Below are 25,167 nucleotides of genomic sequence, written 5' to 3'. Positions count from 1 at the left end.
CGCAGCTAAATAGTAAACCGTAAACGGTCAGCGAATAGACTTAGTGTTCGTGGCTGTGTGCCGGGATTGCATTGGAAGCGCCTGCAAGTTTTACTTGGTAAGCGCCTTGTGTTACGACTTTGTCACCGGCCTCGACACCGGAAAGGATTTGTACTTTCTCGCCGTTATCGGCTCCGAGGGCGACAAGTTGTTTTTTGTATCCTTCCTCGTCCATTTGCAGGTATACGAAGAAACTGCCTTGTTCTTCGGTCAGTGCCGTACGGGGGAGTGAGATAACATTTTCCATGGGAGAGGAGAGCAGGTATATTTCGACAAAAGAGCCTGGGATAACATCTCCTTTATTGTCGAATTCGAAAGTAACGGGGACATAATAGCCGTTTCCGCCCGATGCCTTTCCGTAGGAGAGCAGGCGTCCGTTCAACTCCTTCAATGCGTATACCTTATTATTGTAGGGGGTGCAGAAGTTGGCGGAGCCGATTGTATGGAGGTATGGGTAGTATTTTTCTGAAACATCGGCACGCAGGAATAATTTGCGGTTCTGCGTTACGCTCACCAATGGTTGGCCTACGGTCACATAATCACCTTCCTTTACCAATAGGTTTTTTACGTATCCATTGATAGGGGAAGGTATGATTTGCCCCTGTGCCGAATGGTTCTTGGCAACGGCCTCATAGCTGATACGGGTATCTTCATATGCTTGCCGGGCTTGGGCAAAGTCTTTTTCCGAAACAATCTTATTGGGGAGAAGTTCTTTCATCCGTTCGTATTCTTTCTTAGCCGTTTCGTAGGCGATGCGTGCTCTCTGTACGGGGTCGCCGTCTGCCATGTTTTTGGATGAAAGTACTACGAGCGGTGTGCCTTTGCCTACACTCATACCTTCTATCACTTTTCCGTGGAAAGAGACGACGCCTGCTACGGTAGCTACGGCAACGCTTTCGTCGCCTTGCGCAGCCATAACCTGGCCGCTGGTTTTAATAACCTGATTGAATGTGCCCGGTTCGATGATGCTTACTTTCACTCCGGCAGCTTGTGCCTTTGCCGGCGGCAGTATGATTTCGTCGCTATGTGCGGTAACGGCTTCCGCATCGTGATTGTGGGCATCGTCATGCTTATGGCCGGGCGCTTCGCTTGCATGGTCATGCCCTTCGTGGTCATGCTCTGCATGTACATGTTCTTCTGTTTCATGGTTATGTCCTTCACCGGACTTGCTGTTGCAGGAGCCTAACAGGGATAGTCCTATGACTCCCAGGAATATGAATTTCTTCATGATAAATGTTTTTGTTCTTACTTATTTCGGATTGCAAAATTAGGGAATGGAATGTGCAACCGGGTTGCATACATTCCTGTGCCGGCAGATTGGTGGTTTCCGGCTGCGGTTAGGTTAAGCAAGAACCGAAGGAGGGGCGCGCAGTCCCGTGGCACGTGTGATAAACGTGCCGTGAAGAGATTCCTGGTAGACGAACTCTTGTCTTATACCTGTTTCTTCGGGTAAAGCCAGGAGCCTGAGAAGGGGTTCGGAGAATAAAGTCGTTACCCATACGAAGCAAGGCTGTATGTCGCTATTGTCCGAGTTGGGCGTCTGCTGGTAGAAATGGGTGGTCATACAACCGGTATCGCAGCAGCAATGTTCGTTGCAAGGCCCCTGATGATGACAACATCCTTCGGACGGCAAGTCGTTTTTCATACAGATTATGCCGTTTTCGTGGTGGTGATGAGGAATAACGGGTACTATCAGCATAATCATGCTGATAAAGAACAGGAAGTATGCAATGTACCTTTTTGTTTTCATCCCTCTTTTCTGGTTGGTTGCAAAGATAGAGGTTAATCGTTTAACTGCCAAACCGGAGATGCTAAAAAGCCTTGAATAAATCGTTTAATCCTTCGCTCATACTGGGATGTGTGAATATAAAATCCCGCAGGATACTGTAATGCTGACCGGTTTTCATAGCCAGCGATACCAGGTTGACGACTTCGGGTGCATCGGCGCAGAAGAGGGTGCAGCCTATTATACGCCCCGTATGTGCATTGACAATAGCTTTCAGCATGCCGTCTATGTGCTGTAAAGTACGGGCACGGGATACGGCTGCGGCCGGTAGTCGGGAAACCTGGATAGAGTAACCTCGTTTTACGGCTTCTTCTTCGGTCATGCCGATATGTGCCAATGGCGGGTCTGTAAAAATGACGTAGGGAACCGGGTTCCTGTCATCGGTATGCCGTTGCTTGTTGCCGAACAGTTGATTAGTGATAATGCGGAAGTCGTCTATCGATAAATAGTCGTATAAAGCACCGCCCCTGACATCTCCTATCGCCCATATATGCGGAGAGGTAGTCTGAAGGTACTTATTGACGACGATAGCTCCTTGTGCATCGGTCTGTACGCCGGCTGCATGGAGGTTGAGGCCGTCGGTCATCGGTCTGCGTCCGGTGGCAAGCAGCAGGGCATCTCCTTCCAGGAAGTAGGGAGTGCCGTCGGAATTGTCCGTATAGGTCAGTGTTACGCTGTTGGCTGTGTCGTATATGGATAGGGCATAAGCGTTCAGGCGTATTTCGATGCCTTTTCTTTTTAGGGATTCCTGCATGGATTCTGCAATGTCCCGGTCTGATTTGGGCATAAAGCGGTTGCCGGTTTCTAATAAAGTGACTTTGCTTCCGAAACCTGCGTACATGGTGGCAAACTCCATTCCGATAGCTCCGGCGCCGAGAATGAGCAGGTGGCGGGGGAGGTCGGTTTGTCGGAGCAAGGTTTCGCTGGTGAATACATGCTTGTTTTTGTTTATACCTTCTACATCCGGCAGGATAGGGGTAGAGCCCGTATTGATGAAGATTTCTTTCCCTTTAAGCAAAATGTCTTTACCGTCATGGGAAACGACCCTTACGGTATCTTCGGATACGAAAGATGCTGTACCGTCGTATAACGTAATGTTGGGAATGGCTTTTATACATTCGTAATTCTTGTCCCGGAGGAACGATACGAGCCTGTTTTTCCGCTCGACGGCAAGTGCATAGTATTTGGCCTGGTTGCCGTAATCTTCCCAGTAGAGCAGTTCGGCTTGTTCCGATTCGTGAATCAGCATTTTGGTGGGAATGCATCCCGTATTGACACATGTCCCGCCATACATCTGCGGGGAACGTTCGATGATTGCCACCTTCCAACTGCGGTTGGCGAGTTCGGCTGCCAGCAGTTTTCCACCTTTGCCGAACCCTATAATGATAGCGTCATATTGTTTCATTCAATTTGTAGTTAAGGGGTTATGGCAATGAAACAATAGGAACTATGATTTGTTGCGGAAAATTTGTTAATGAAAGTTTACCGTTCCAGCTCGCGAAGCGAATCCATTTTCTTCTTTTCAAGGAATTCATAGATACCGCTCAGGTGTTCGGTTACCCGCTTGTTACCGAACTCATAAACTTTGCTGACCAGGCCGTCCAGAAAATCGCGGTCGTGGCTTACGACTATCAGAGTCCCGTCGAAATCCATAAGCGCCTGCTTTAAAATATCTTTGGTTTTCATATCCAGGTGATTGGTGGGCTCGTCCAGAATCAGCAGATTTACAGGTTCCAGCAGCAGTTTAATCATAGCCAGCCGGGTACGCTCGCCACCGGACAGAACTTTGACCTTTTTCATAGACTCTTCCGGGCCTCCGAACATGAAAGCTCCCAGCAGGTCGCGTATCTTATTGCGTATTTCTCCTTTGGCTACATCGTCTATGGTCTGGAATACTGTCAGGTTTTCATCCAGCAATGATGCCTGGTTTTGGGCGAAATAACCTATCTGTACATTATGGCCGATAGCAAGAGTGCCTTCGTGCTCTATCTCTCCCATGATGCACTTTACCAGTGTGGATTTACCTTCGCCGTTTTTACCGACAAACGCTACTTTATCGCCTCTCTCTATAGTTAGGTTGGCATTTTGGAAAACTACATGTTCGCCATATGCTTTTCCCACATTTTCCATGATAACGGGGTAGTTGCCGGAACGTGGCGAGGGCGGAAATTTCAATCGCAAAGCCGAGGTATCTTCCTCGTCTACTTCCAGCAGCACCAGCTTTTCCAACATCTTGACGCGGCTTTGTACTTGCAGTGTTTTGGAATATGTACCTTTGAAGCGTTCGATGAATTCTTTGGTTTCGGCAATGAATTTTTGCTGTTCGTCGTATGCTTTTTGCTGCTGTTCGCGACGCTCCTTGCGGAGTTCCAGGTATTTGGAGTAGTTTACTTTGTAATCGTAGATACGTCCCATTGTCACTTCAATGGTGCGGGTAGTGATGTTATCCACGAATTTGCGGTCGTGGCTGATGACGATAACCGCTTTTCCGTTATTGATGAGGAAATCCTCCAGCCATTGAATGGATTCGATATCGAGGTGGTTGGTCGGTTCGTCCAGTAAAAGTACGTCCGGTTTCTGCAGCAACAGTTTGGCAAGTTCGATACGCATACGCCAGCCGCCGCTGAAATCGCTTGTCTGGCGGTTGAAATCTTCCCGTGCAAATCCCAGGCCGAGTAATGCCTTTTCGACATCTTCTTCGTAATTGGTAGCATCGATAGCATAGAACTTTTCACTTAATGCGGATACCTGTTCGATAAGTTGCATATAACTGTCGCTTTCATAATCGGTACGGGTTTCCAGCTCCTTGTTGATACGGTCTATTTCTGCCTCCATTTCGTGCAGGTGCGCAAATGCCTGTGCTGTTTCCTGAAAGACGGTACGTCCGTCTTCTGTCATCAGGTGTTGGGGAAGGTAGGCTATGACACAGTCTTTGGGGGCGGAAATCTTGCCGCGGGTGGGCTGTCGCACCCCGGCAAGTATTTTCAATAAAGTACTTTTACCTGCTCCGTTTTTTCCCATTAGGGCAATACGGTCTTTTTCGTTGATAACGAAAGATATATCGCTAAATAAGGTTGTGCCGCCAAATTCCACGGCGAGTCCGTCGATAGAAATCATTATATTATTTTTTTAATATGAGCGGGCAAAGATAATGTAATTTGAGAGTAGAACTTTCATGCCGGCATGAAAAATATATCGGATACGTCGCTTATATGATTTAAAGATAACGGATTTATATTATTTTTTATATCTTTGCCTCGGACAAAATAGTATGAGCTATGGAAATCGGAAACCAGTCAATAGATTACCGTCCGCTTATTTTGGTTGCGGAAGATGATGATAGCAACTTCAAGTTGATAAAGGCTATTATCGGAAAGAAGTGTGAGATTATGTGGGCGAGGAACGGTGAGGAGATTGTTGCCTTGTTCCGTGAGAACCGCGATAAGACGGATGCGATACTAATGGATATAAAAATGCCTGTCATGAATGGGTTGGAGGCCACCCGGCTGATTCGTGAGGAGGGTGGTACGCTGCCTATTATCATGCAGACGGCCTATGCGTTCTCTACCGACCGCGAAAATGCCATAAAGAGCGGAGCCTCGGAAGTACTGGTAAAACCGATTACGCTGAGTGCATTGCGCAATTGCCTGAGTACTTATCTGCCCGAGTTGAAGTGGTGAGAATGCCGGTGATGAATGCGTAAGGTTTCGTATTAATCGGGTAAACATGTCTGCGGTGCGGATAACGGGAGGAAAATACTCCGGTTATCCGCACCGTCCGTATTTTATTGTAATATAGGCGATAGGAGGTGGATACGGTTTTTAAAAAAGAACAGGCATATCTGAACAAAGTTTCTTTTCTTCCGTTAATGAAGTCTAACCAAATTTTAACAGGATGAATAGTAAACTGCGTTTTTTCTTAACCTCATCGTTTTTGTTCTTCGTGGTAATGCTATATGCCGCTGCGAGTGGTGATATCCGTGTGTCGGGGGTCGTAACTTCGGAAGGAGAACCTTTGCCGGGAGCATCGGTATTGGTAAAAGGAACCCATAACGGAACAGTGACCGACGTCGACGGTAAATATACACTTACCGTACCGGCAGATGCTACGCTGGTCTTTAGCTTTATCGGGTTGAAAACCCTCGAGCAGAAGGTGGACGGACGCCCGGTCGTCCATGCCGAGCTGGTTCCGGATAGCGAGCAACTGGACGAAGTAATGGTAGTGGCTTACGCTACTGCAAAGAAGTATAGTTTTACCGGAGCGGCTTCTACCGTGAAAGGGAGTGAAATTGCAAAGATGCAAGTATCCAATGTGTCGCGGGCGCTTGAAGGTACGGTGTCCGGGCTTCAGGCAAGCGCTCCCAGCGGGCAGCCGGGAACGGATGCCGAGATACGTATCCGTGGCATCGGGTCTATCAATGCGTCGAGCGCCCCGCTTTATGTGGTGGACGGTGTGCCTTTCGACGGCAGTATCAATTCTATCAATCCCGAAGATATCGCTTCGCTGACAGTCCTGAAAGATGCTGCTTCGGCTGCTCTTTACGGCTCTCGCGGAGCCAACGGCGTAATTATCATAACCACTAAGCAAGGGCAAACGGATTCGAGGACAACGGTCAGTATCAATGCCAGCTTCGGCGGTTCCAACCGGGCTGTCCGTGATTACGACCGTATCGGTACAGACCAGTATTTCGAGCTTTATTGGGAAGCATTGCGCAATCAGTATGCTTTGAATACGGATAAATATACCCCGCAGACCGCCGCCGCACAAGCTTCGAAGGATTTGGTCGGTAAGTTAATGGGCGGCGGGCCTAATCCTTATGGTCCCGATTATCCGCAACCGGTAGGTACGGACGGTAAGCTGGTTGCCGGAGCCACTCCGCTTTGGAATGTAGATTGGCAGAAGGAAATGGAGCAGCAGGCGCTTCGTACGGAAATCGGGCTGAATGTTTCCGGCGGAGGGAAGACAAACCAATACTATTTCTCGGCAGGTTATCTGAATGACAAGGGTATCGCCCTCGAATCCGGCTATCAACGTTTCAACCTGCGGTCTAATATCTCGAGCGAGATAAACCGCTGGTTGCGTGGCGGTGTGAATATGAGCTACGCCCACTCTATACAGAACTATCCCGTTTCGTCCGATACCAAGACAAGTAACGTGATTAATGCCGGACGTTTAATGGCTGATTTTTATCCTATATATGAGATGAACGCCGACGGTACATACAAGCTCGATTCGGAAGGTCGGCGGATTTACGATTTCGGTTCGTACCGTCCGTCGGGCTCTATGGCTAACTGGAACTTACCTGCAACCTTGCCCAATGATAAATCCGAACGTATGCGGGATGAATTTTCGGGGCGTACCTTTCTCGAGGCCACTTTAATGGAAGGGCTCAAGTTCAAGACCAGTTTCAACTTCGACCTGATAGATTACAATACATTGGATTATACCAACCCCAAGATAGGGCCTGCCGTCAATACGGGCGGCGGGGCGAGCCGCGATTATACCCGTACTTTCTCCTGGACGTGGAATAATATCGTAACTTACGATAAGACTATGGGCGAGCACCATTTCAATATTCTTGCCGGACAAGAGGCTTACTCTTACCGTTATGATGTATTGCAGGCATCCCGTAGCAATATGGCGGTTCCCGATATGCCCGAACTGGCTGTCGGTTCGCTCGTTACTGCGGGTACGGGCTATCGTATCGATTATTCATTGCTGGGATATTTTATCAATGCCCAGTACGACTACCGGAACAGGTACTTCTTCTCCGCTTCCTATCGCCGCGACGGTTCCTCACGTTTCGCATCGGGTACGCGTTGGGGCAATTTCTGGTCGCTGGGAGCCTCGTGGCGCATAGACCGCGAGGAGTTTATGCAGGGTACTGCTGATTGGCTTTCCGCCTTGACTTTGAAAGCCAGTTATGGAGCGCAGGGCAATGATAACCTGGGTACTTACTATGCCAGCAGCGGACTGTATTCTATTGTTTCGCAGGCAGGCGAGAATGCCCTGGTATCCGACCGTCTTGCAACGCCCGACTTAAAATGGGAAACTAACCTTAACCTCAATGTCGGCATTGACTTCTCATTGTTCGACAACCGTTTCTCCGGTTCGTTCGACTTCTTCCAGCGCCGCTCCAAAGACCTGCTGTATTCCCGTCCTTTGGCAACTTCCCTGGGGTATGCTTCAGTGGACGAAAACATAGGCGCGTTGAAAAATACGGGTTTTGAGATAGACCTTAAAGGCACGCTTATCCATACCCGCGATTTTGTGTGGCGTATGGGGGTCAACCTTACGCACTATAAAAATGTCGTGACCGACCTTCCGTTGGACGATATGCCCGTAACAGGAGTTACCCGCCTGAAAGTGGGGCGGTCGGTATATGATTTCTACCTGCGTGAGTGGGCTGGAGTAAACCCTGATAACGGCGACCCGCTGTGGTATAAGAATGTAAGGGATGCGCAAGGTAATATCACCGGGCGTACCGTTACCAATGATTATGCCCAGGCGGATTATTATTACGTAAATAAATCCTCCCTGCCTAAAGTCTACGGCGGATTCAACACCGCGTTTTCCTACAAAGGTTTCGAGTTGTCGGCAATCTTCGCATACAGTATCGGCGGTTATATCGTAGACCGCGATATAACGATGTTATGGAGCAATGGCAGCAATCCCGGACGTGCCTGGTCTACCGAGATGTTGAAGCGGTGGACGCCGGAGAATCGTGATACAGACGTGCCTGCCTTGAAAACGGTGTCCAATAGCTGGAACTCCAATTCCACCCGTAACTTGTTCAACAACTCTTACCTCCGGATGAAGAATATCACACTGGCCTATAACTTCCCGCAACCGTTGATAAAGAAAATCAGCCTGAATAGCCTGCAACTCTTTGTACAGGCGGATAACCTGCTGACCTTCTCGAAAAACCAGGGAATGGACCCGGAGCAGGGGATTACAGGATTGACTTACTATCGCTATCCTGCCATGCGCTCCATTTCCGGCGGAATTAATGTTTCATTTTAAATCGTCAATTATCAATTGCTATCCATATGAATACTTCAATTAAAAATATAGCGTTCTTCACTGCCGGATTATTATTGTTCATGGCTTCATGCAGTGGAGACTTCCTCGACCATAAACCTACGGATTCCGTAGATTCGGGTATCGTTCCCGTACCTTCCAATGCAGGGCGTATATTCAATGGTGCATGGTATAATCTGTTCGAGTACAGCAGCACGTATGCCAATATCGGCTATCGCGCCCTGATGTTGCAGGACGATATGATGGCGAACGATGTCGTGTCGCGCCCTATGTACGGTTTCAATTCTTCTTATCAGTTCAATGATGTGGTGATGCCCGCCAATAACCGTACAGCATTTGCCTGGTATCTGATGTATAAGACCATTGATAACTGTAACACAGCCATTTCCATTACTGCTACCGGCGATGATGATACAGCCGATTTCCGTTATTCCCAGGGGCAGGCTTATGCTCTGCGGGCTTTCTGTTATCTTCATCTGGTACAGCATTATCAGTTCACTTATTTAAAAGACCCTGCTGCAACGGCTGTCCCGCTCTATACGGAACCCGCCTCTTCTACAACGAAACCCGGAAGCAAGGCTACTTTGGACGAACTGTACACACAGATATTTAAAGACTTGAATAAGGCTAAGGAGCTGCTCGCGGGTTATGTCCGCCCGGATGACAAGGCTAAGTTCAAGCCCGATTCGAGTGTCGTCGACGGGTTGTTGGCACGTGCGTATTTACTTACCGGGCAGTGGAGCAAAGCTGCCGAGGCTGCGCTCGAAGCGGCAAAGGGATATACCTTGATGACGGATGCCAAGACTTACATGGGCTTTAACGATGTGTCTAATACCGAATGGATGTGGGGACATCCCCAGTCCGTAAGCCAGTCCGATGCCAGCTACAATTTCTATTATATCGATGTAGTGACCCCCGATGCTTATAACAGCTTTATGGCAGACCCGCATTTTAAAGATACCTTCGAGACAGGCGATATCCGCTTGGAACTGTTCCAGTGGATGCGTGAGGGATATTTGGGTTATCGCAAGTTCCGCATCCGTGCCGACCAGACCGGAGACATCGTTGTGATGCGTTCTGCCGAGATGTATTTGATAGCGGCGGAAGCATTGGCGCGTGACGGCCGGCCGGGAGAAGCGGTGAAACCTCTGAACACATTGCGCAATGCCCGCGGGCTTGCCGACTACGACCTGACAGGCAAGACACAAGACCGGCTTATAGATGATATTCTGCTGGAACGCCGCCGCGAGTTGTGGGGAGAAGGATTCGGCATTACCGATATCTTGCGTACCCAACGTTCCGTGGAGCGTGTACCGTTGACAAAGGAAGAGGCGGAGCAGAAATATGATTGCTGGCAGCAGGACGGTACTTATAAGGAGTATAATCCCGAAGGCCACTGGTTTACTTCGTTCCCCGACGGAACGAAGTTCGTACCCAACAGCGTGTATTATTTATACGCTATCCCCGAAAAGGAAACGAATGCAAATCCTAATCTATAAATTGGGATATATGGCGGGGCTGTCCGATTTTCGTGACAGCCCCGGTTATTTGGAGAAATAAATACAGTTTTTGCCTTATTTTTATTTATATTTGTCGATTCCTTTTTGAACTAAATATCTTTTTGTTCTATTTTTACGGAAATAATAATTCCCGGTTGCTATGAAGACAAAACTATATCTTTTGCTTTTCCTGAGTTTCTTTCTTGCCGTGTCTTGTACGGAGGACGAAACGGAACCTGGCTTTTCTATCGATACCGCCGAAGATATCGTTATTGCTTCAGAATCGAATTCGCAGGCCATAATCACTTTCACGAGTATGCGCGAGTGGACGGCAAAGACAGATGCCGACTGGCTGTCCGTATCTCCGTCATCGGGAAGTGCCGGGGCGGCAGAGGTTACCGTTACCGCCCGGAGCGAAAATACTACGGGAAATGTCCGTACGGCTGTCCTTACGCTGACTTCGGGAACACTGAGCCGGGAGATTGTTCTGCGGCAGGTCCCTACGGACTATGTGCTGGTAGAGCAGTCCGATTACGATGTGGCGAAAGAGGGCGGTAAGCTGGAAATCGAGTTCCTTACCAATGTTCCGGAAGATGAACTGAAGATTTACAGCACGGAAAACGACTGGCTGACACAACCTGTCGAAACTCGTTCCGTTACTGCCTGGTGTGTCCGTTTGGTCGTTTCTGAAAATACGGATGCAAAACCGCGGACTGCCGAGATTGTATTCGTCAAGGACAACGGTTCGGAAGAAATCGTGTTGAATACTGTCACCATAGTACAGCAGGGCGTATCCGCATCTTCGTCTACGGATTATTCCCAGGACAAATCCGTGCGTGTCATGCAGACTGCCACCGAGGGAAACGGCATTCCAATCGTTATCATGGGAGACGGGTTTATCGATACGGAAATAGCCGACGGTACGTACGACAAGGTAATGGACAAGGCCTTGGAAAATCTTTTCTCGGAAGAACCTGTCAAATCACTCCGTGCTTATTTCGATGTATATGCGGTAACGGCCGTGTCGGAGAATAACATCTTCGGTTCCGGATATAAAACGGCTTTTAGCTGTGAACTGGAAGGAGGAAGCAGCACTTATGTCGAGGGAAACGATGAAGTTATCCAGGCATACATGCGGTGTGTGCCGGATATAGACTATACAAAGACGCTGGTAGTTGTCGTACTCAATTCGACGGCGTATGCAGGTACGACTTTCTTCGGATATACCGATGCCGCAGGCAACAGGATAGAGTTTGCCATTGCCTATTGTCCGGTCATAGAAAGCCTGGACAGCGAATATTTCAGGCAGGTATTGACGCATGAGGCGATAGGACATGGTTTTGCCAAACTGGAAGACGAATATTCCTATTCGGGGGCTATATCGCTGGAAAAAGCCAGCCAGGTAAAGGAGTTACAGGAGTTGGGCTGGGCGCAGAATGTCGACCTTACCGATGAGCCGGATGCGGTACTTTGGGCGCAATTCTTGAACGATAGCCGCTATGCAGCCGAAGGTTTGGGAGTATTCGAAGGCGCTTGTACCTTTGAATTTGACGTTTACCGTCCTTCGGAAGACAGTATGATGAACAGTAATACGGTAGGTTTCAATGCACCTTCGCGTAAGGCTATCCACGACCGGATAATGAAAGAGGGTCGTGGGGTAACACCGACTTATGAAAATTTTGTAGCTTTCGACTTGCAGAGCAATGTACAGTCCCGTACTGTTACGAGAGCCGCCACCGCTCCGGGCAGGCCGTTCGCACATCCGCGTTTTACGGATAAGGCATTGGATTTCTAAAGCAATGGAGGGTATCAAAACTCTCTTTTACCGCAGATAATACGGGTTAGCACAAATTGAAACCAAGTAATTGACTATCAAAACCGGTAATTTGTGCTAACCCGTATTATCTGCGGTGAACCGAACTCCGCCCCTTACTATTCCGCCTCTTTCTTCTCTTCCTCCGCTATCTTACGTTTTATGAATTCAATCTTCAGGTTAGCCTCTTCCATATTCTTCTTAATCTCTGTGATAGAAGACAACAGTTGCGCCAGTTCGTAAACGGCGGCTACCGCTTTGCGGTCGTTCGGGGATAGGGTAGTGGAATAAGGGCGTTCGCCGAGATACTTTACACGGATGTTTTTGTCTTTGTTCAGGTTGAGGAAAGAGATTACATTGCCGTCTTCTCCCAACTTATAATCGGCCTTTTCTATCTTTTCTCCCAAATCGGTCGTCTCATAGCTGTCCTTAGCGGCAGGAGTCTCGGCGAAACTGCCGTCGGGGGCGGTTACTTTTACCGCCGTATGATGAATGTTATACGGACCGCAATAGATAGAAGTCATACTCATAACCCCGTTTTCGTCCACTTGAAAACGCAGGTAAGAGCGGTGCAGGTTCTTTTCTATTACTTGTGAAGGATGCAGGTAATTGCCTGTTTTCTGGTATTCGGCATCCTTCTCGAAAACATAATTCTCCTTGATTGCATCTACCGCTTTCTGTTTCTCTTGGAGCATGCTGTCCAGGTAGAGAAGCGTTTTTTCCTGCTCTCCCAGTGCCACTTGCCGCATTAGCCCTATACCCTCGCGCCGTGTTTCGAAAGCTTTCGGGTAGAGTATCTTGATACTGTCGATTTGTATCTTCGCTTCGCTGTAATCTCCGCGTTCGAAGGCCTCGCGGGCTACCTGAAGTTTCTCGCTTGCTTTTTTCTCTACATTGCTGCAAGAGAAGAGCGTGCAGCAGAGGCACGCAAAGAATGCTGCTTTCTTCATATTTTTGATTCTTGATGTTAGCGGGGACAAAAATAAAAAATAATATCCGTATCTTTGCACCCTCAAAATGATTTATTGGCAAATGATTGAATTGACGACAGAAGAACTGAAGCAACGTTTCAGCGACGACATATTTAAACGGATTTCCGAAACGGCGGACGAATTGGGACTGGAATGTTACGTAGTCGGCGGCTACGTGCGTGACATATTCCTGCAACGCCCTTCCAAAGATATCGATGTGGTGGTAGTAGGCAGCGGCATTGTAATGGCCGAGGCTCTTGCCAAACGCTTGGGGCGCGGTGCGCATCTTTCTGTTTTCAGGAATTTCGGTACGGCGCAGTTAAAATACCGTGGAACGGAAGTGGAATTCGTGGGTGCGCGCAAGGAATCCTACACACACGATTCGCGCAAACCTGTCGTAGAGGACGGCTCGCTGGAAGATGACCAGAACCGGCGGGATTTCACTATCAATGCGCTGGCTGTCTGCCTGAACCGGCAACGTTACGGAGAGTTGGTAGACCCTTTCGGCGGTATGGAAGATATGAAAGAGCGAACCATTCGCACACCGCTCGACCCGGACATCACTTTCAGCGACGACCCGTTGCGCATGATGCGTTGCATCCGTTTTGCCACCCAACTGAATTTCTACATCGATGACGATACTTTCGAATCCTTGTGCCGTAACAAAGAGCGCATCTCTATCATATCCAAAGAGCGCATTGCGGACGAACTGAACAAGATACTGCTGTCTCCCGTTCCGTCCAAAGGATTTATAGACTTAGACCGTTCCGGATTGCTGCAACTTATCTTTCCGGAACTGGTTGCCCTGCAAGGCGTTGAAACCCGTAACGGAAGGGCGCATAAGGACAATTTCTACCACACGCTCGAAGTGCTCGACAATATCAGCAAAAAGACCGATAACCTCTGGCTGCGTTGGAGTGCCCTCCTGCACGATATAGCCAAGCCGGTTACCAAACGCTGGGAACCCCGTGCCGGCTGGACATTCCATAACCATAATTTCATCGGCGAGAAGATGATACCCGATATTTTCCGGAAAATGAAGCTCCCGATGAATGAGAAGATGAAATATGTGCAGAAACTGGTAGGGCTGCATATGCGTCCTATCGTGATAGCGGATGATGTGGTGACCGACTCGGCTGTCCGCCGTTTGCTGTTCGAGGCAGGCGATGACATAGACGACCTTATGACACTGTGCGAAGCCGATATTACCTCCAAAAACATGGAGCGCAAGCAGCGTTTCCTGAACAACTTCCAGTTGGTACGCCAGAAACTGAAAGACCTGGAAGAGCGCGACCGCATCCGTAACTTCCAGCCCCCTGTCAGCGGTGAGGAGATTATGAAGATATTCGGTTTGCCCCCCTGCCAGCAAGTAGGCGCATTGAAAAGCGCTATCAAAGATGCCATATTGGACGGCGTCATCCCTAACGAATACGAAGCTGCCCGCGCATTTATGTTGCAACGGGCAGAAAAAATGGGGCTTAAACAACGGTAAAGCGGGAGGGGTGACACACTCATTGCAGATTGATTGACACGGATTTTATTTTTCAGACAGAAGAACGAAAAGAAAAACAGAAGAACAAAAAGAGAGAAACCAGCTCTTTTGTTCTTCTGTCCAAAATAAAACCAGTGAAATCTACATCATTTCGCTAAGTAATTAAAAAGGGATATTCAGTAAATGTCCCCAAGAAATCCATGTCAAGCCATGTAATCCTGCGGTAAAAGAGAGCTTTTACACCCTCTTTTATTCCTCCGCCTGGAACTTCTTGCTTACTTTCATCAGGTTGATAGAGTAAGTCACTATATTCTGTGCTTCCTGTATCATCGTCAGGTACACCATGCTCACCTTGATGCTGCCGGACTGACTTTGAATACGCTGCAACTCTTCGCGTTTCAGGTGGGAGAGCTGGCCGTTCAGGTCGTTGGCCTTGCGTATTTCCTCTTCGATATTGGTATAATCGTTCACCTCCAGCTTGTGGCGGCATACTTGAAGCAGGTAAACGATGTCCTCCGTTACATCCGCAAATTCGCCTTTCTGGATTGTATCCAACGGTTTGAAGTTATTGTCGATATGCTCCAGGCACGGTTCGCAAAGGCGGCCTACACTGTAAACCAGCTCGCTGGCAAAGTCGTTGCCCTGGTAATAGTAAAGTCCTTTCTCCAGTACCGTATTATTATCCAGGCGGCACATGGCAAGAGTACCGGTACGTTTCATCTGCTTCACCAACTGCTTCTCGAATTTCACGGAACCCATTGCCCGGCGTAATCCGCGCAGGTTCTCATGCAGGAAGGCAGTAACGGTGCGTTCGAAATTATCTTCCGTAAATTCCAGGATTCTGCCGAGCTCCTCGCGGGTATGCTTACGCAGCAGTTCCAGGATTTCCATATTGTCCGTACTCTGCATCAGTTGCTTGATAGTGGCGTTGCCTTTCTCTTTCTCTTTACGCTTCTTGTACATTACCTGGCTGCGAATCAGCATGAATACCGCCAGGGCGATAAGAGCGATAATGGCAACAGTTCCGCCGAAGTGGATAATTATGGTAACGAAGAAACAGATAGTGAACGCTGCTCCGGCAGTGATGAACCAACCGCCGATAACGCTCAGTACGCCGGTAATGCGGAATACGGCGGAGTCGCGTCCCCACGCACGGTCGGCAAGGGAAGTACCCATGGCTACCATGAACGTAACATAGGTAGTAGAAAGAGGCAGCTTTAATGAAGTACCCAGAGCAATCAGCAGACCGGCGAGTACCAGGTTCACGGAAGCGCGCACCAGGTCGAATGCGGCGCCGTCGGCGATAATGGCTTCGTCCTTCTGGAAACGGGTTTCAACCCAGCGCTTGCCGCTCTCGGGCATAACCCTGGAAATCCCGTTGGCTATCGTCATACTGAAACGCACCAGCGTACGCGCTATGGGAGTGCTTCCGAAGCTTTCCTCGCCTTCGTCCTGGCGTGAAAGGTCTACGGAAGTTTTAATTACGTTATGAGCTTTTTTGGAAGTGCACAACGCATAAACCATGATAACGCCCGCACCGAAAAGGAAATACCACGGAGTTTTGGCGGGACCGAGCAGAGAGGTCATCAGGAAACCGTCCGGGCCTGCGGCACTGCCGTTTGCGGTATAATCAACGAAAGAAGAGTAGCCGGCGAGGGGTACACCGATAAAGTTAACCAAGTCGTTGCCGGCAAAGGCGAGGGCAAGGGCGAAAGTACCCAGCAGTACCACGACCTTGAATACATTTACCTTGCACCAGTGCAGCACCTGCATCAATACGGTGAAGAACACGAAGAAACAGCCGATAAGCATGGTCGTGTTTTCCTGTACCCAATGCTTGTTCTCCGGTGTCATGAAAGAGCTGTCCTTCAACCCTTTTATCAGCATGAAGTAAACGATTGAAGTAGCTGCGATACCGCCGAAGATACCGATGCTGTACTTCATCTTCTTGGTATAGTTGAAGGTGAATATCACACGCGCCAGCCATTGTACCAGCATACCGAAGAAGAACGCAATGGCTACGGACACGAAAATCGCCATGATAACGGACAGTGCTTTGTCTGTGTTGATGAGGTCGCCCAATCCTAAGCCGTCGTTCTGGTAAACCTTGATGAGCGACAGAGCGAATGTACCGCCCAGCAGCTCGAAAACCATGGATACGGTGGTGGATGTAGGCATTCCCATAGTGTTGAATACGTCCAGCAACACTACGTCCGTAAGCATGACGGCCAGCAGGATACACATGATTTCCGCAAAGTAGAAATGCTCCGGTTGGTAAATACCGTGGCGGGCGATGTCCATCATTCCGTTGGACAGGGCAGCACCGATAAATACACCCACACCAGCAATGAACAGTATGGTCTTGAACGATGCCGCCTTTGCTCCGACAGCGGACTGTAGAAAGTTGACTGCGTCATTGCTGACACCTACCACGAGGTCGAAAACCGCGAGGACGAACAGGAAAATGACAATGCATAAGTAGATAGTTTCCATAATATGTATTTTGTTTCTGGCCGCAAAGAAACGATTTTCGTATTGCAGGGAAATGTCATACATGTTACAGAAATGTTACAAGAAAGCTCGAAGTCGAAGGTTGGCAGTACATTATGTTAACGCACAGCCAGGCTTCCCCCCCTCCGGTTTTCACTTCTTCAAATATTCATAGAACGTATATTGCGACCGTATCTTCTCCTTTTGCGGACGGGCTGATTTCCAACGGTTGCGCAGGCAGTCGTCTACGAAACAAGCCTTGCGCTTGTCCGATAGCTGAATGGAGAGCATATCAGACAGCTCCCGCTTCAAGTCCGGGTCTAAGATAGGAGTTACGGCTTCGATGCGGCGGTACAGGTTGCGGCGCATCCAGTCCGGCGAGCCGAGGAACAGCTTCGGTTTCCCGCCGTTTCCGAAGTACCATACGCGGGCATGCTCGAGGAAAGTATCCACGATACGTGTTACACGGATGTTACGGCTGTATTTCCGTCCGGGAATCAGGCAGCAGATGCCGCGCACGATAAGGTCTATCTTTACGCCGGCCTGCGAAGCCTCGTACAGCCGCTCTATCATGGCGGGGTCTTGCAGGGCATTCATTTTGAGGATAATCCTCCCTTGCCTGCCCTTTTTTGCCAGCTCTATTTCATAGTCGATGAGGCGGTTAAGCTCCGGTATCAGGTTGAAACGCGCCACCAGCAAACGGTGGAACACCGGATTCTCCTTGCCCTGGAAAGTACGGAACAGATTGTGCAGGTCGTTTACAAGTACCGGGTTGCAGGTAAACAGCCCGCAGTCGGCATAAAGCGTGGCAGTCTTTTCATTGAAATTGCCCGTACTTATATAGGCATAGCTGGGCAGCTTGTGCCCTTGCCTGTCGCGGCGCAGCACAAGGGCTACTTTGGCATGCACCTTCAGTCCGGGCAGGCTGAACAGGATGTTGATACCGGCAGCCTTCATCATCTCGGCGGTTGCCAGGTTGTTCTCCTCATCGAAACGCGCCTTGAGCTCTACGAAAACGGTTACCTTCTTACCGTTTTGCGCGGCGGCTATCAGGGTGTTGATAACCGCGGAATTCTCTGCAACGCGGTATTGGGTTACCATGATTTCCCGCACGGTCGGTTCGTGCACCGCCTCGTACAGAAAGTGGATGAAATGCTCGAAAGAGTGATACGGATAATGCAACAGCAAATCCTTCTTTTCCACGTACTTGAAGATAGACTCCCGTTCGTCCAGGCAAGTCAGCTTCATAGGCTGGGGCTTGCGGATAGGGCGTACGGCGCGATTCGGGTTGGGCAGATGCCGCAGGTCTTCCATATTAAGATGCTTGTCGCCCGGAACCAGCTCCTGGCGGTTGATGCGGAAAGCATCCACCAGGAAATCCAGGAAATCGTCCGGCATGGCGCGGTCGTACACGAAGCGGCATACAGCCCCTATCTTGCGCTTCTTTACTTTCGTCTTTACCTGTTCTATAATCTCGGACGTGTTGGCACACTCGTCTATCAGGATGTCCGCATCCCGCGAAATCTTGATACAATAGCTGCTGTCTACCTCATAACCGGGGAAAATCGTGTCGAGGTTGGCCTTGATGATATCCTCGATGAACATCAGGTAATAATTCTTTCCATGCTTGGGGAGTTCGATGAAACGGGGAACCTTGCTGTAAGGCAACTTCATTACGAAATATTGCGTACGGTTGGGGGCGTTCTGGGGAACCCCCTTCAAATACAGACGCACGGCGAGGTAAAGGCGGTTGTCGCGCAAGAATGAGATAACCCTATCCTTGCTGACGGGCACGGGAGAGAGATACGGAAATATCTCTTCCCGGAAGAAGCTCCGCAGGAAATCTTTATGGAAAGGCTCTACATTGCGACTCTGGTAAAAAATGATGTGATGCTGCCGCAGTGCGGGCAATATCTTCCGTTCGTAAATGCGGATACGCTCTTCCAGTTGGCGGTTTACCTCCTCGTTTATTTCGGCTACCAACTGTACGGCAGACTGTACGCTTTCTTCATCGCTGTGCGCAGCGCCGGTCGCTATGGCCTTATGGTCTGCTACGCGTATCTTGTAGAACTCCTCCAGGTTGGACGAATATATGGATATGAAGTTGATGCGTTCATACAGCGGCAGCGTATCGTCTTCTGCTTCCAACAATACCCGGTAGTTGAATGACAGCCAACTGATGTCGCGTTTGAAATATCTGCTTTCCATATAAGATTAGGTTTATTTTCCAAATATAGTTACCTTTGCACATATAAACAAAGGAAAGATGACAAAAGTTGGTTTACTCTCGGATACGCATGGATATTGGGATGAGAAGTACCTGCAATACTTCGAGCCGTGCGACGAGATATGGCATGCGGGAGACATCGGTACATTGGAAGTTGCACAGAAGCTGGCGGCTTTCCGCCCGTTCCGTGCGGTGTACGGCAACATAGACGGGCAAGACCTGCGCCGGCTTTACCCGCAGGTGCTCCGTTTTACGGTAGACGGTGCGGAAGTGCTGATGAAGCACATCGGCGGTTATCCCGGCAAGTACGACCCCTCCATACAAGGCAGCATCATGGTGCGTCCGCCCAAGCTGTTCGTCAGCGGACATTCCCATATCCTGAAGGTAAAGTTCGACAAGACATTGGGCATGCTCCATATAAACCCCGGTGCGGCAGGCATTTACGGCTTCCATAAAGTGCGTACCATGGTACGCTTCGTCATAGACGGCGGCGTGTTCAAAGACCTTGAAGTCATAGAGCTCGCAGGCTGATTTATGTCCCTATAATTTTGCTATGTCAGAACTTTTTCTGAACTTTGCACCCTTGAATAGCAACGAGAGCCGTGGGGCATAGTCCTCCTTCTTATTTTATTCTACATTTGAAGTCAATCCAATAAAGAACTGAAATATGAAAGGAATTATTCTTGCAGGTGGCAGCGCCACTCGTCTCTATCCATTGTCCAAGGCTATCTCCAAGCAGATTATGCCGGTCTACGACAAGCCCATGATTTACTACCCCCTCTCTACATTGATGCTGGCCGGAATACGTGAAGTGCTTATTATCTCCACTCCGCGCGACCTACCTATGTTCCGCGAATTGTTGGGGACGGGCGAGGAGCTCGGAATGTCTTTCTCCTATAAGATACAAGAGAAGCCCAACGGACTGGCGCAGGCATTTGTGCTCGGAGCGGAATTCTTGGACGGCGGGGCGGGCTGCCTTATCCTGGGCGACAATATGTTCTACGGACAAGGCTTCTCGGCGATGCTAAAGCGTGCCGCCTCCATTGAAAAAGGCGCGTGCATCTTCGGCTACTACGTAAAAGACCCCCGCGCTTACGGAGTGGTGGAGTTCGACGCCGACGGCAAGGCCGTTTCCCTTGAAGAGAAGCCCGCACATCCGAAAAGCAATTATGCAGTTCCCGGCTTATACTTCTACGACGCTACGGTGACGGCAAAAGCCGCCGCTCTGAAACCGTCCGCCCGTGGCGAGTACGAAATTACCGACCTCAACCGTCTTTACCTGGAAGAAGGCACGCTGAAAGTGGAGCTTTTCGGCCGTGGTTTCGCCTGGCTCGATACGGGCAATTGCGACAGCCTGCTCGAAGCAAGCAATTTCGTTGCCACCATACAGAACCGTCAGGGATTTCGCGTGAGCTGCATCGAGGAGATTGCCTGGCGCAAAGGCTGGATAGACGTCGACCGGCTCTATCGCCTCGGCGAACAACAGGGCAAGACGGAATACGGCAAATACCTGATGGAACTTGCCGCCTCTTACCGCCAGTAAGCTGAAATTCCAGTAAGTACGGCGCTCGAGAGCCAGTAGCTTATATAATGAAATAACCCATAAATTATAAATCAATGAAGACTTATCTTGTAACCGGTGCTGCCGGATTTATCGGAGCCAATTATATTAAATATATCCTGGCAAAGCACGATGACATAATCGTGGTGATATTGGATGCCCTGACTTATGCCGGAAACCTGGGTACGATTGCCAAAGACATCGATGACGAGCGTTGTTTCTTCGTCAAGGGCGACATTTGCGACCGTGTCCTTGCCGACGAGCTGTTTGCCCGGTACAAATTCGACTATGTGGTGAACTTCGCCGCCGAAAGCCACGTAGACCGCAGTATCGAGAATCCCCAGCTTTTCCTGATAACGAACATCCTGGGCACTCAAAACCTGCTCGACGCCGCCCGCCGTGCATGGGTAACGGGTAAGGACGAATCCGGCTATCCTACCTGGCGCAAGGGAGTGCGCTACCACCAGGTGTCTACCGACGAGGTATACGGTTCGCTGGGAGCGGAAGGCTTCTTTACGGAAAAAACGCCGCTTTGCCCGCACAGTCCGTACAGTGCCTCCAAAACCAGTGCCGATATGGTGGTAATGGCATACCATGATACTTACAAGATGCCTGTTACCATTACCCGCTGCTCCAATAACTATGGCCCGTATCACTTCCCGGAGAAGCTGATACCGCTCATTATAAAGAACATCCTCGAAGGAAAGAGCCTTCCGGTATATGGCGACGGCAGCAATGTACGCGACTGGCTGTATGTAGAAGACCATTGCAAGGCTATTGACCTTGTGGTGCGCGAAGGAGCGGAGGGCGAAGTTTACAATGTAGGCGGCCACAACGAAAAGACCAACCTGGAGATTGTGAAGCTCACTATCGCCACTATCCGCCGTCTCATGGAAGAAGAGCCGAAGTACCGTTCCGTCTTGAAGAAGCAAAGCAAGGGCGTCGACGGCCAGATAGACATCAGTTGGATAAACGAGGACTTGATAACGTTCGTGAAAGACCGCCTCGGCCACGACCAGCGGTATGCTATCGACCCCACCAAGATAACGGATGCGCTGGGCTGGTATCCCGAAACGAAGTTCGAAACCGGTATCGTAAAGACTATCGAATGGTATCTGAATAACCAGGACTGGGTGGAAGAAGTTACCAGCGGCGATTACCAGAACTATTACGAGAAGATGTACGGGAAGCGATAAACCCTCTTTCCTGAGGTGATGAATAATTAAAAGCCTTTTAATTGCAGATTAAAAGGCTTTTAATGTTATATTAGAAGGCTTTTAATAATACCTCGACCGTAGGTGCATCCCGCCCCGTCCGGGGATGCGGACAGCCCTGCCACCTTGTTCATAGAGCCAACGCAAGGCTTAGCAGTAGTCCGAAGAACAGCATATTGCGCGAAGTCTCGCCTAATATGCCGTTCAGCTTCTTTCCGCTTCGTATAGCCGCCATTCTGCGCCAGGTCAGGACATGCAGGCACAGATAGGCGCAAGGAGCCCAGATAAAGGCGAGCGGTTCTATCTTACCGGCATATACGAACCACATGCTGAGCAGGACGGCCGCCGCACCCAGTCCGAGGTACAGATACCGTCCGAAAGGTTCTCCAAAACGTACAACCAGCGTGCGCTTGCCGCTGAGGGCATCCTGCTCGCGGTCGCGATAATTATTGACGACTAACAAGGTATCTATTACCAGCCCGCAGATGAGCGAGGCCACCCATACGTCGGCCGTAATGGTGTGTGCCTGTACATAGTAAGTTCCGCCTACGGGGATGAAGCCGAAGAAAACCAACACCAGCAAGTCTCCCCACCCCCGGTAGGAGAGGATAGTGGTATATAAGAATGCGAATATTACGCAGAGCAATCCCAGCAGAATCAATTCCCAACCGCCGTGGGGCAACCGTCCCCAGCATTGTTGCAGCAGTGCGCACCCCATGAGGCAGGAGAATACGAGCATGCCGGCTATTCCCCGTTTCATGGCTATGGGAGTTATCCAGCCTTGTGCGCAGGCGCGCTCCGGGCCCAGGCGGTCTGTGCGGTCGCTGCCTTTCAGGTAGTCGTAAAGGTCGTTAATGAAGTTGGCGGCAATCTGCATGCCTCCGGCAAACAATGCGCACAGCAATGCCGGTATCATATCGAAACTGCCGTCGGCAAATGCCAGGGAAGAACCTATCAGTACGGGGATAAGGGCTCCCGTTAGCGTCTTGGGGCGGGCGGCGAGTATCCATGCGCGGAGTGAGTTGGCGGTTATTGCTTTCATATCCTGTTTTTAGATTGCTTTCATGTTCCGTTTTTAGCAAGTTATAGGACAAAGATAAGCAAAGGATTTGTTATCTTTGTGCTTCTCTCCGGGTAAAATTGTTTGTTTCATCGAATAAAGATTGGTCTATGTATCGGATATCGCCTTGTAAAGAGTTCGGGAGCCTGCTGTATCTTTCCGTTTTGGCGTTGTGGCTTTTCGCTTCCTGCCGCTCTGTGCAGCATTTCAGTTCGCCTCTACCCGGCGAATATTCCGTCCGGGTGTCTAAGGTTTCCGCATCCGGGTATAAGAATGTGAAGCGGGTCAGGCAGTATGAGTTTGCACACCGTGATGTCCCTGCCGCGTTCGACGGTTGCCGGCTGGCTTTTGTATCCGACTTGCATTACCGGAGTTTGCTTAAGGAAAAAGGGCTGAGGGATGTTACCCGCCTGCTGGACAATTTACATGCCGATGCCCTGCTGATAGGGGGCGACTTGCACGAGGGTTGCGAATATGTTCCGGCTGTTGTAGCGGCGCTGGGGGCGGTAAAAACGCCTTTGGGTACTTATGCCGTTCTCGGAAATAACGATTACGAGGCTTGTTATGATGATATTCTGGAGGAAATGGAGCGCCAGGGCATCCGTTTGCTGGAGCATAAGGTCGATACCCTGGAACGGGGCGGTGAGCGGATTTTGATAGCGGGGGTACGTAACCCTTTCAATCTGGGAGAGAACGGGCAGTCGCCCACGCTCTCCTTGTCTTCCGATGACTTTGTCGTGCTTCTGACGCATACTCCCGACTATGCGGAGGATGTCCCCGTGACCAATGCCGATTTGGTACTTGCCGGGCATACGCATGGCGGGCAGGTTACTTTGTTCGGCCTGTATGCCCCTGTCGTTCCGTCCCATTACGGGCAGCGCTTCCTTACCGGGTTGAGGTATAACTCTAACGGCACTCCGGTGATTATAACCAATGGCATAGGCACTTCCAGCAAGAACATCCGTCTGTTTGCACCGAGCGAGGTGGCGGTGATTACGCTGCGGCGGCTGGAATGAGCGCGTAACGGGCGAGGTTCACCGCTGATTACATAATTCACCACAGATTACACCGGTTAATACAGATTTGTATATTTTTATTTTCGTTATCGGGTAATCCGAAAAATAATCTGTGTTAATCAGTGTAACCGTAATCTGCGGTGAAAAAGAATTTCGACTATAAATAGGGGTTGACTTCTACATCTTGTGTCGTTTCTTCCACGGTATCGTCAACGGAAATGCCCATATCGATTCGGCCGCTGGCACTGGTCTTGATATTCAGCTTATACCATTTTGCCGCTTCGAGTGGAATGGTTTGCGTGGCTGTGCGTGTGTTGCCTTTGTACGAGCCGGAAACCGTGCATTTCAGGTTGGGGTTCTGGGTGTCTATATTGAAGAATGCGGCATCGTGCGTGTCCTTGCATTTACCGTCGCTGTCGAATATCATTTCCCGTGAGGGGTCTGCTTCCGTGCAGACTGTAACGGTGTAACCGCTGAAAACCTGTGCGAATACTTCATCGTAGTCTATACTTACTTTGGCATTGGCCATGGTACAGGTAACTTTGACGTTGCTTACCTCGTTGGTTTGGATAACGAAGGGGTCGCTTGTTCCGAAATAGCGTATTTGCCCCGTTCCGTCATTGGCCGTTTTGGCATTTTCTTCCGTGCAGCTTTCTGCCGTCACTGTGTAGCCGCTTCCTATGGGAAAGATGAAGGTTGTATTCTTGAAAGTCAGGTAATTGGTCGATTCCAGCTTGACACTGCCGTCCTGGAGTACTTGTATGTTGTAATCCTTTGCGTCTGTTTCCGTAAGGTCTGTTATTGTACGGGTGTTCACTTCTATCTCCGGAGCGGTGGAGTTCTCCAAAGTAAGGTTAATCTGTCCGCATTCTTGTGCGGGTTCGTCATTGCCGGTGCAGGCTGCTGCTATCAGGGCGATTCCTGCTAAAGTTAAAAGTTTTTTCATTGTTATATTCGA

18 protein-coding genes are annotated in these 25,167 nt (G+C 49.6%); 9 read left to right on the top strand and 9 right to left on the bottom strand.

The genetic code is table 11. From position 1 onward, the window contains the following. Nucleotides 1–40: 40 nt before the first annotated feature. The 4 genes from C233_RS0113205 to C233_RS0113190 all read right to left on the bottom strand — a co-directional run bounded on the left by C233_RS0113205 (nt 41) and on the right by C233_RS0113190 (nt 4,942). Complete coding sequence (locus tag C233_RS0113205; RefSeq protein WP_018668046.1) at nt 41–1,267, bottom strand: efflux RND transporter periplasmic adaptor subunit; 1,227 nt, start codon at nt 1,265–1,267, stop codon at nt 41–43. Nucleotides 1,268–1,381: 114 nt separating this feature from the next. Continuing rightward, nucleotides 1,382–1,789 (bottom strand): DUF6769 family protein, encoded by a 408-nt coding sequence (locus tag C233_RS0113200; RefSeq protein ID WP_018668045.1) that lies wholly within the window; start codon nt 1,787–1,789, stop codon nt 1,382–1,384. 61 nt (nt 1,790–1,850) lie between these two features. Further along, nucleotides 1,851–3,230 (bottom strand): FAD-dependent oxidoreductase, encoded by a 1,380-nt coding sequence (locus C233_RS0113195; RefSeq protein ID WP_018668044.1) that lies wholly within the window; start codon nt 3,228–3,230, stop codon nt 1,851–1,853. Nucleotides 3,231–3,307: 77 nt separating this feature from the next. Continuing rightward, the gene (locus C233_RS0113190; RefSeq protein WP_018668043.1) at nt 3,308–4,942 is read right to left on the bottom strand and encodes an ABC-F family ATP-binding cassette domain-containing protein; all 1,635 of its coding nucleotides are present in this window, start codon (nt 4,940–4,942) and stop codon (nt 3,308–3,310) included. A 161-nt stretch (nt 4,943–5,103) separates the two neighbouring features. Here C233_RS0113190 and C233_RS0113185 point away from each other — a divergent pair, with 161 nt between their 5' ends. From C233_RS0113185 to C233_RS0113170, 4 genes are all read left to right on the top strand, one after another. Further along, nucleotides 5,104–5,505: a response regulator gene (locus tag C233_RS0113185; protein ID WP_018668042.1), complete on the top strand. Its 402-nt coding sequence runs from the start codon at nt 5,104–5,106 to the stop codon at nt 5,503–5,505. A 214-nt stretch (nt 5,506–5,719) separates the two neighbouring features. Further along, nucleotides 5,720–8,848 (top strand): SusC/RagA family TonB-linked outer membrane protein, encoded by a 3,129-nt coding sequence (locus tag C233_RS0113180; protein WP_018668041.1) that lies wholly within the window; start codon nt 5,720–5,722, stop codon nt 8,846–8,848. A 26-nt stretch (nt 8,849–8,874) separates the two neighbouring features. Then, nucleotides 8,875–10,365, top strand: coding sequence for a RagB/SusD family nutrient uptake outer membrane protein (locus tag C233_RS0113175; RefSeq protein WP_025068826.1), 1,491 nt, complete (start codon nt 8,875–8,877; stop codon nt 10,363–10,365). A gap of 160 nt (nt 10,366–10,525) precedes the next feature. Beyond that, nucleotides 10,526–12,160, top strand: coding sequence for a M64 family metallopeptidase (locus C233_RS0113170; RefSeq protein WP_018668039.1), 1,635 nt, complete (start codon nt 10,526–10,528; stop codon nt 12,158–12,160). Nucleotides 12,161–12,297: 137 nt separating this feature from the next. On the opposite strand, the gene C233_RS0113165 is transcribed toward C233_RS0113170, so the two are convergent. After that, nucleotides 12,298–13,128, bottom strand: coding sequence for a hypothetical protein (locus C233_RS0113165; protein ID WP_018668038.1), 831 nt, complete (start codon nt 13,126–13,128; stop codon nt 12,298–12,300). Nucleotides 13,129–13,210: 82 nt separating this feature from the next. On the opposite strand from C233_RS0113165, the gene C233_RS0113160 reads away from it, so the two are divergent. Beyond that, nucleotides 13,211–14,641, top strand: coding sequence for a CCA tRNA nucleotidyltransferase (locus C233_RS0113160; protein ID WP_025068827.1), 1,431 nt, complete (start codon nt 13,211–13,213; stop codon nt 14,639–14,641). Between the two features lie 249 nt (nt 14,642–14,890). Here C233_RS0113160 and C233_RS0113155 read toward each other — a convergent pair whose 3' ends face one another. Then, entirely contained in the window at nt 14,891–17,134 is a 2,244-nt protein-coding gene (locus C233_RS0113155; RefSeq protein ID WP_025068828.1) for an inorganic phosphate transporter, read from the bottom strand. Nucleotides 17,135–17,284: 150 nt separating this feature from the next. Further along, nucleotides 17,285–19,339 carry an RNA degradosome polyphosphate kinase gene (locus tag C233_RS0113150; protein WP_018668035.1) on the bottom strand — a complete coding sequence of 685 codons (2,055 nt, stop codon included), beginning with the start codon at nt 19,337–19,339 and terminating at the stop codon, nt 17,285–17,287. A gap of 58 nt (nt 19,340–19,397) precedes the next feature. Here C233_RS0113150 and C233_RS0113145 point away from each other — a divergent pair, with 58 nt between their 5' ends. The 3 genes from C233_RS0113145 (at nt 19,398) to rfbB (ending at nt 22,115) form a co-directional block, all read left to right on the top strand. Further along, nucleotides 19,398–19,889 (top strand): metallophosphoesterase family protein, encoded by a 492-nt coding sequence (locus tag C233_RS0113145; protein WP_018668034.1) that lies wholly within the window; start codon nt 19,398–19,400, stop codon nt 19,887–19,889. A 136-nt stretch (nt 19,890–20,025) separates the two neighbouring features. After that, nucleotides 20,026–20,901 (top strand): glucose-1-phosphate thymidylyltransferase RfbA, encoded by an 876-nt coding sequence (rfbA, locus tag C233_RS0113140; RefSeq protein ID WP_018668033.1) that lies wholly within the window; start codon nt 20,026–20,028, stop codon nt 20,899–20,901. Nucleotides 20,902–20,975: 74 nt separating this feature from the next. Then, entirely contained in the window at nt 20,976–22,115 is a 1,140-nt protein-coding gene (rfbB, locus tag C233_RS0113135) for a dTDP-glucose 4,6-dehydratase (RefSeq protein WP_018668032.1), read from the top strand. Between the two features lie 148 nt (nt 22,116–22,263). On the opposite strand, the gene menA is transcribed toward rfbB, so the two are convergent. Next, complete coding sequence (gene menA / locus C233_RS0113130) at nt 22,264–23,175, bottom strand: 1,4-dihydroxy-2-naphthoate octaprenyltransferase (RefSeq protein WP_018668031.1); 912 nt, start codon at nt 23,173–23,175, stop codon at nt 22,264–22,266. 128 nt (nt 23,176–23,303) lie between these two features. On the opposite strand from menA, the gene C233_RS0113125 reads away from it, so the two are divergent. After that, on the top strand, nt 23,304–24,209 hold the full coding sequence (locus C233_RS0113125; protein ID WP_018668030.1) for a metallophosphoesterase: 906 nt from the start codon (nt 23,304–23,306) through the stop codon (nt 24,207–24,209). Nucleotides 24,210–24,366: 157 nt separating this feature from the next. Here C233_RS0113125 and C233_RS0113120 read toward each other — a convergent pair whose 3' ends face one another. Further along, nucleotides 24,367–25,155, bottom strand: coding sequence for a DUF4493 domain-containing protein (locus tag C233_RS0113120; RefSeq protein WP_018668029.1), 789 nt, complete (start codon nt 25,153–25,155; stop codon nt 24,367–24,369). Nucleotides 25,156–25,167 lie beyond the last annotated feature (12 nt).

The sequence above is a fragment of the Bacteroides gallinarum DSM 18171 = JCM 13658 genome (assembly GCF_000374365.1).
Taxonomy (GTDB): domain Bacteria; phylum Bacteroidota; class Bacteroidia; order Bacteroidales; family Bacteroidaceae; genus Bacteroides; species Bacteroides gallinarum.
Note: the sequence above shows the minus strand (reverse complement) of the source record. Positions and strands in the feature narration are given on the sequence as shown.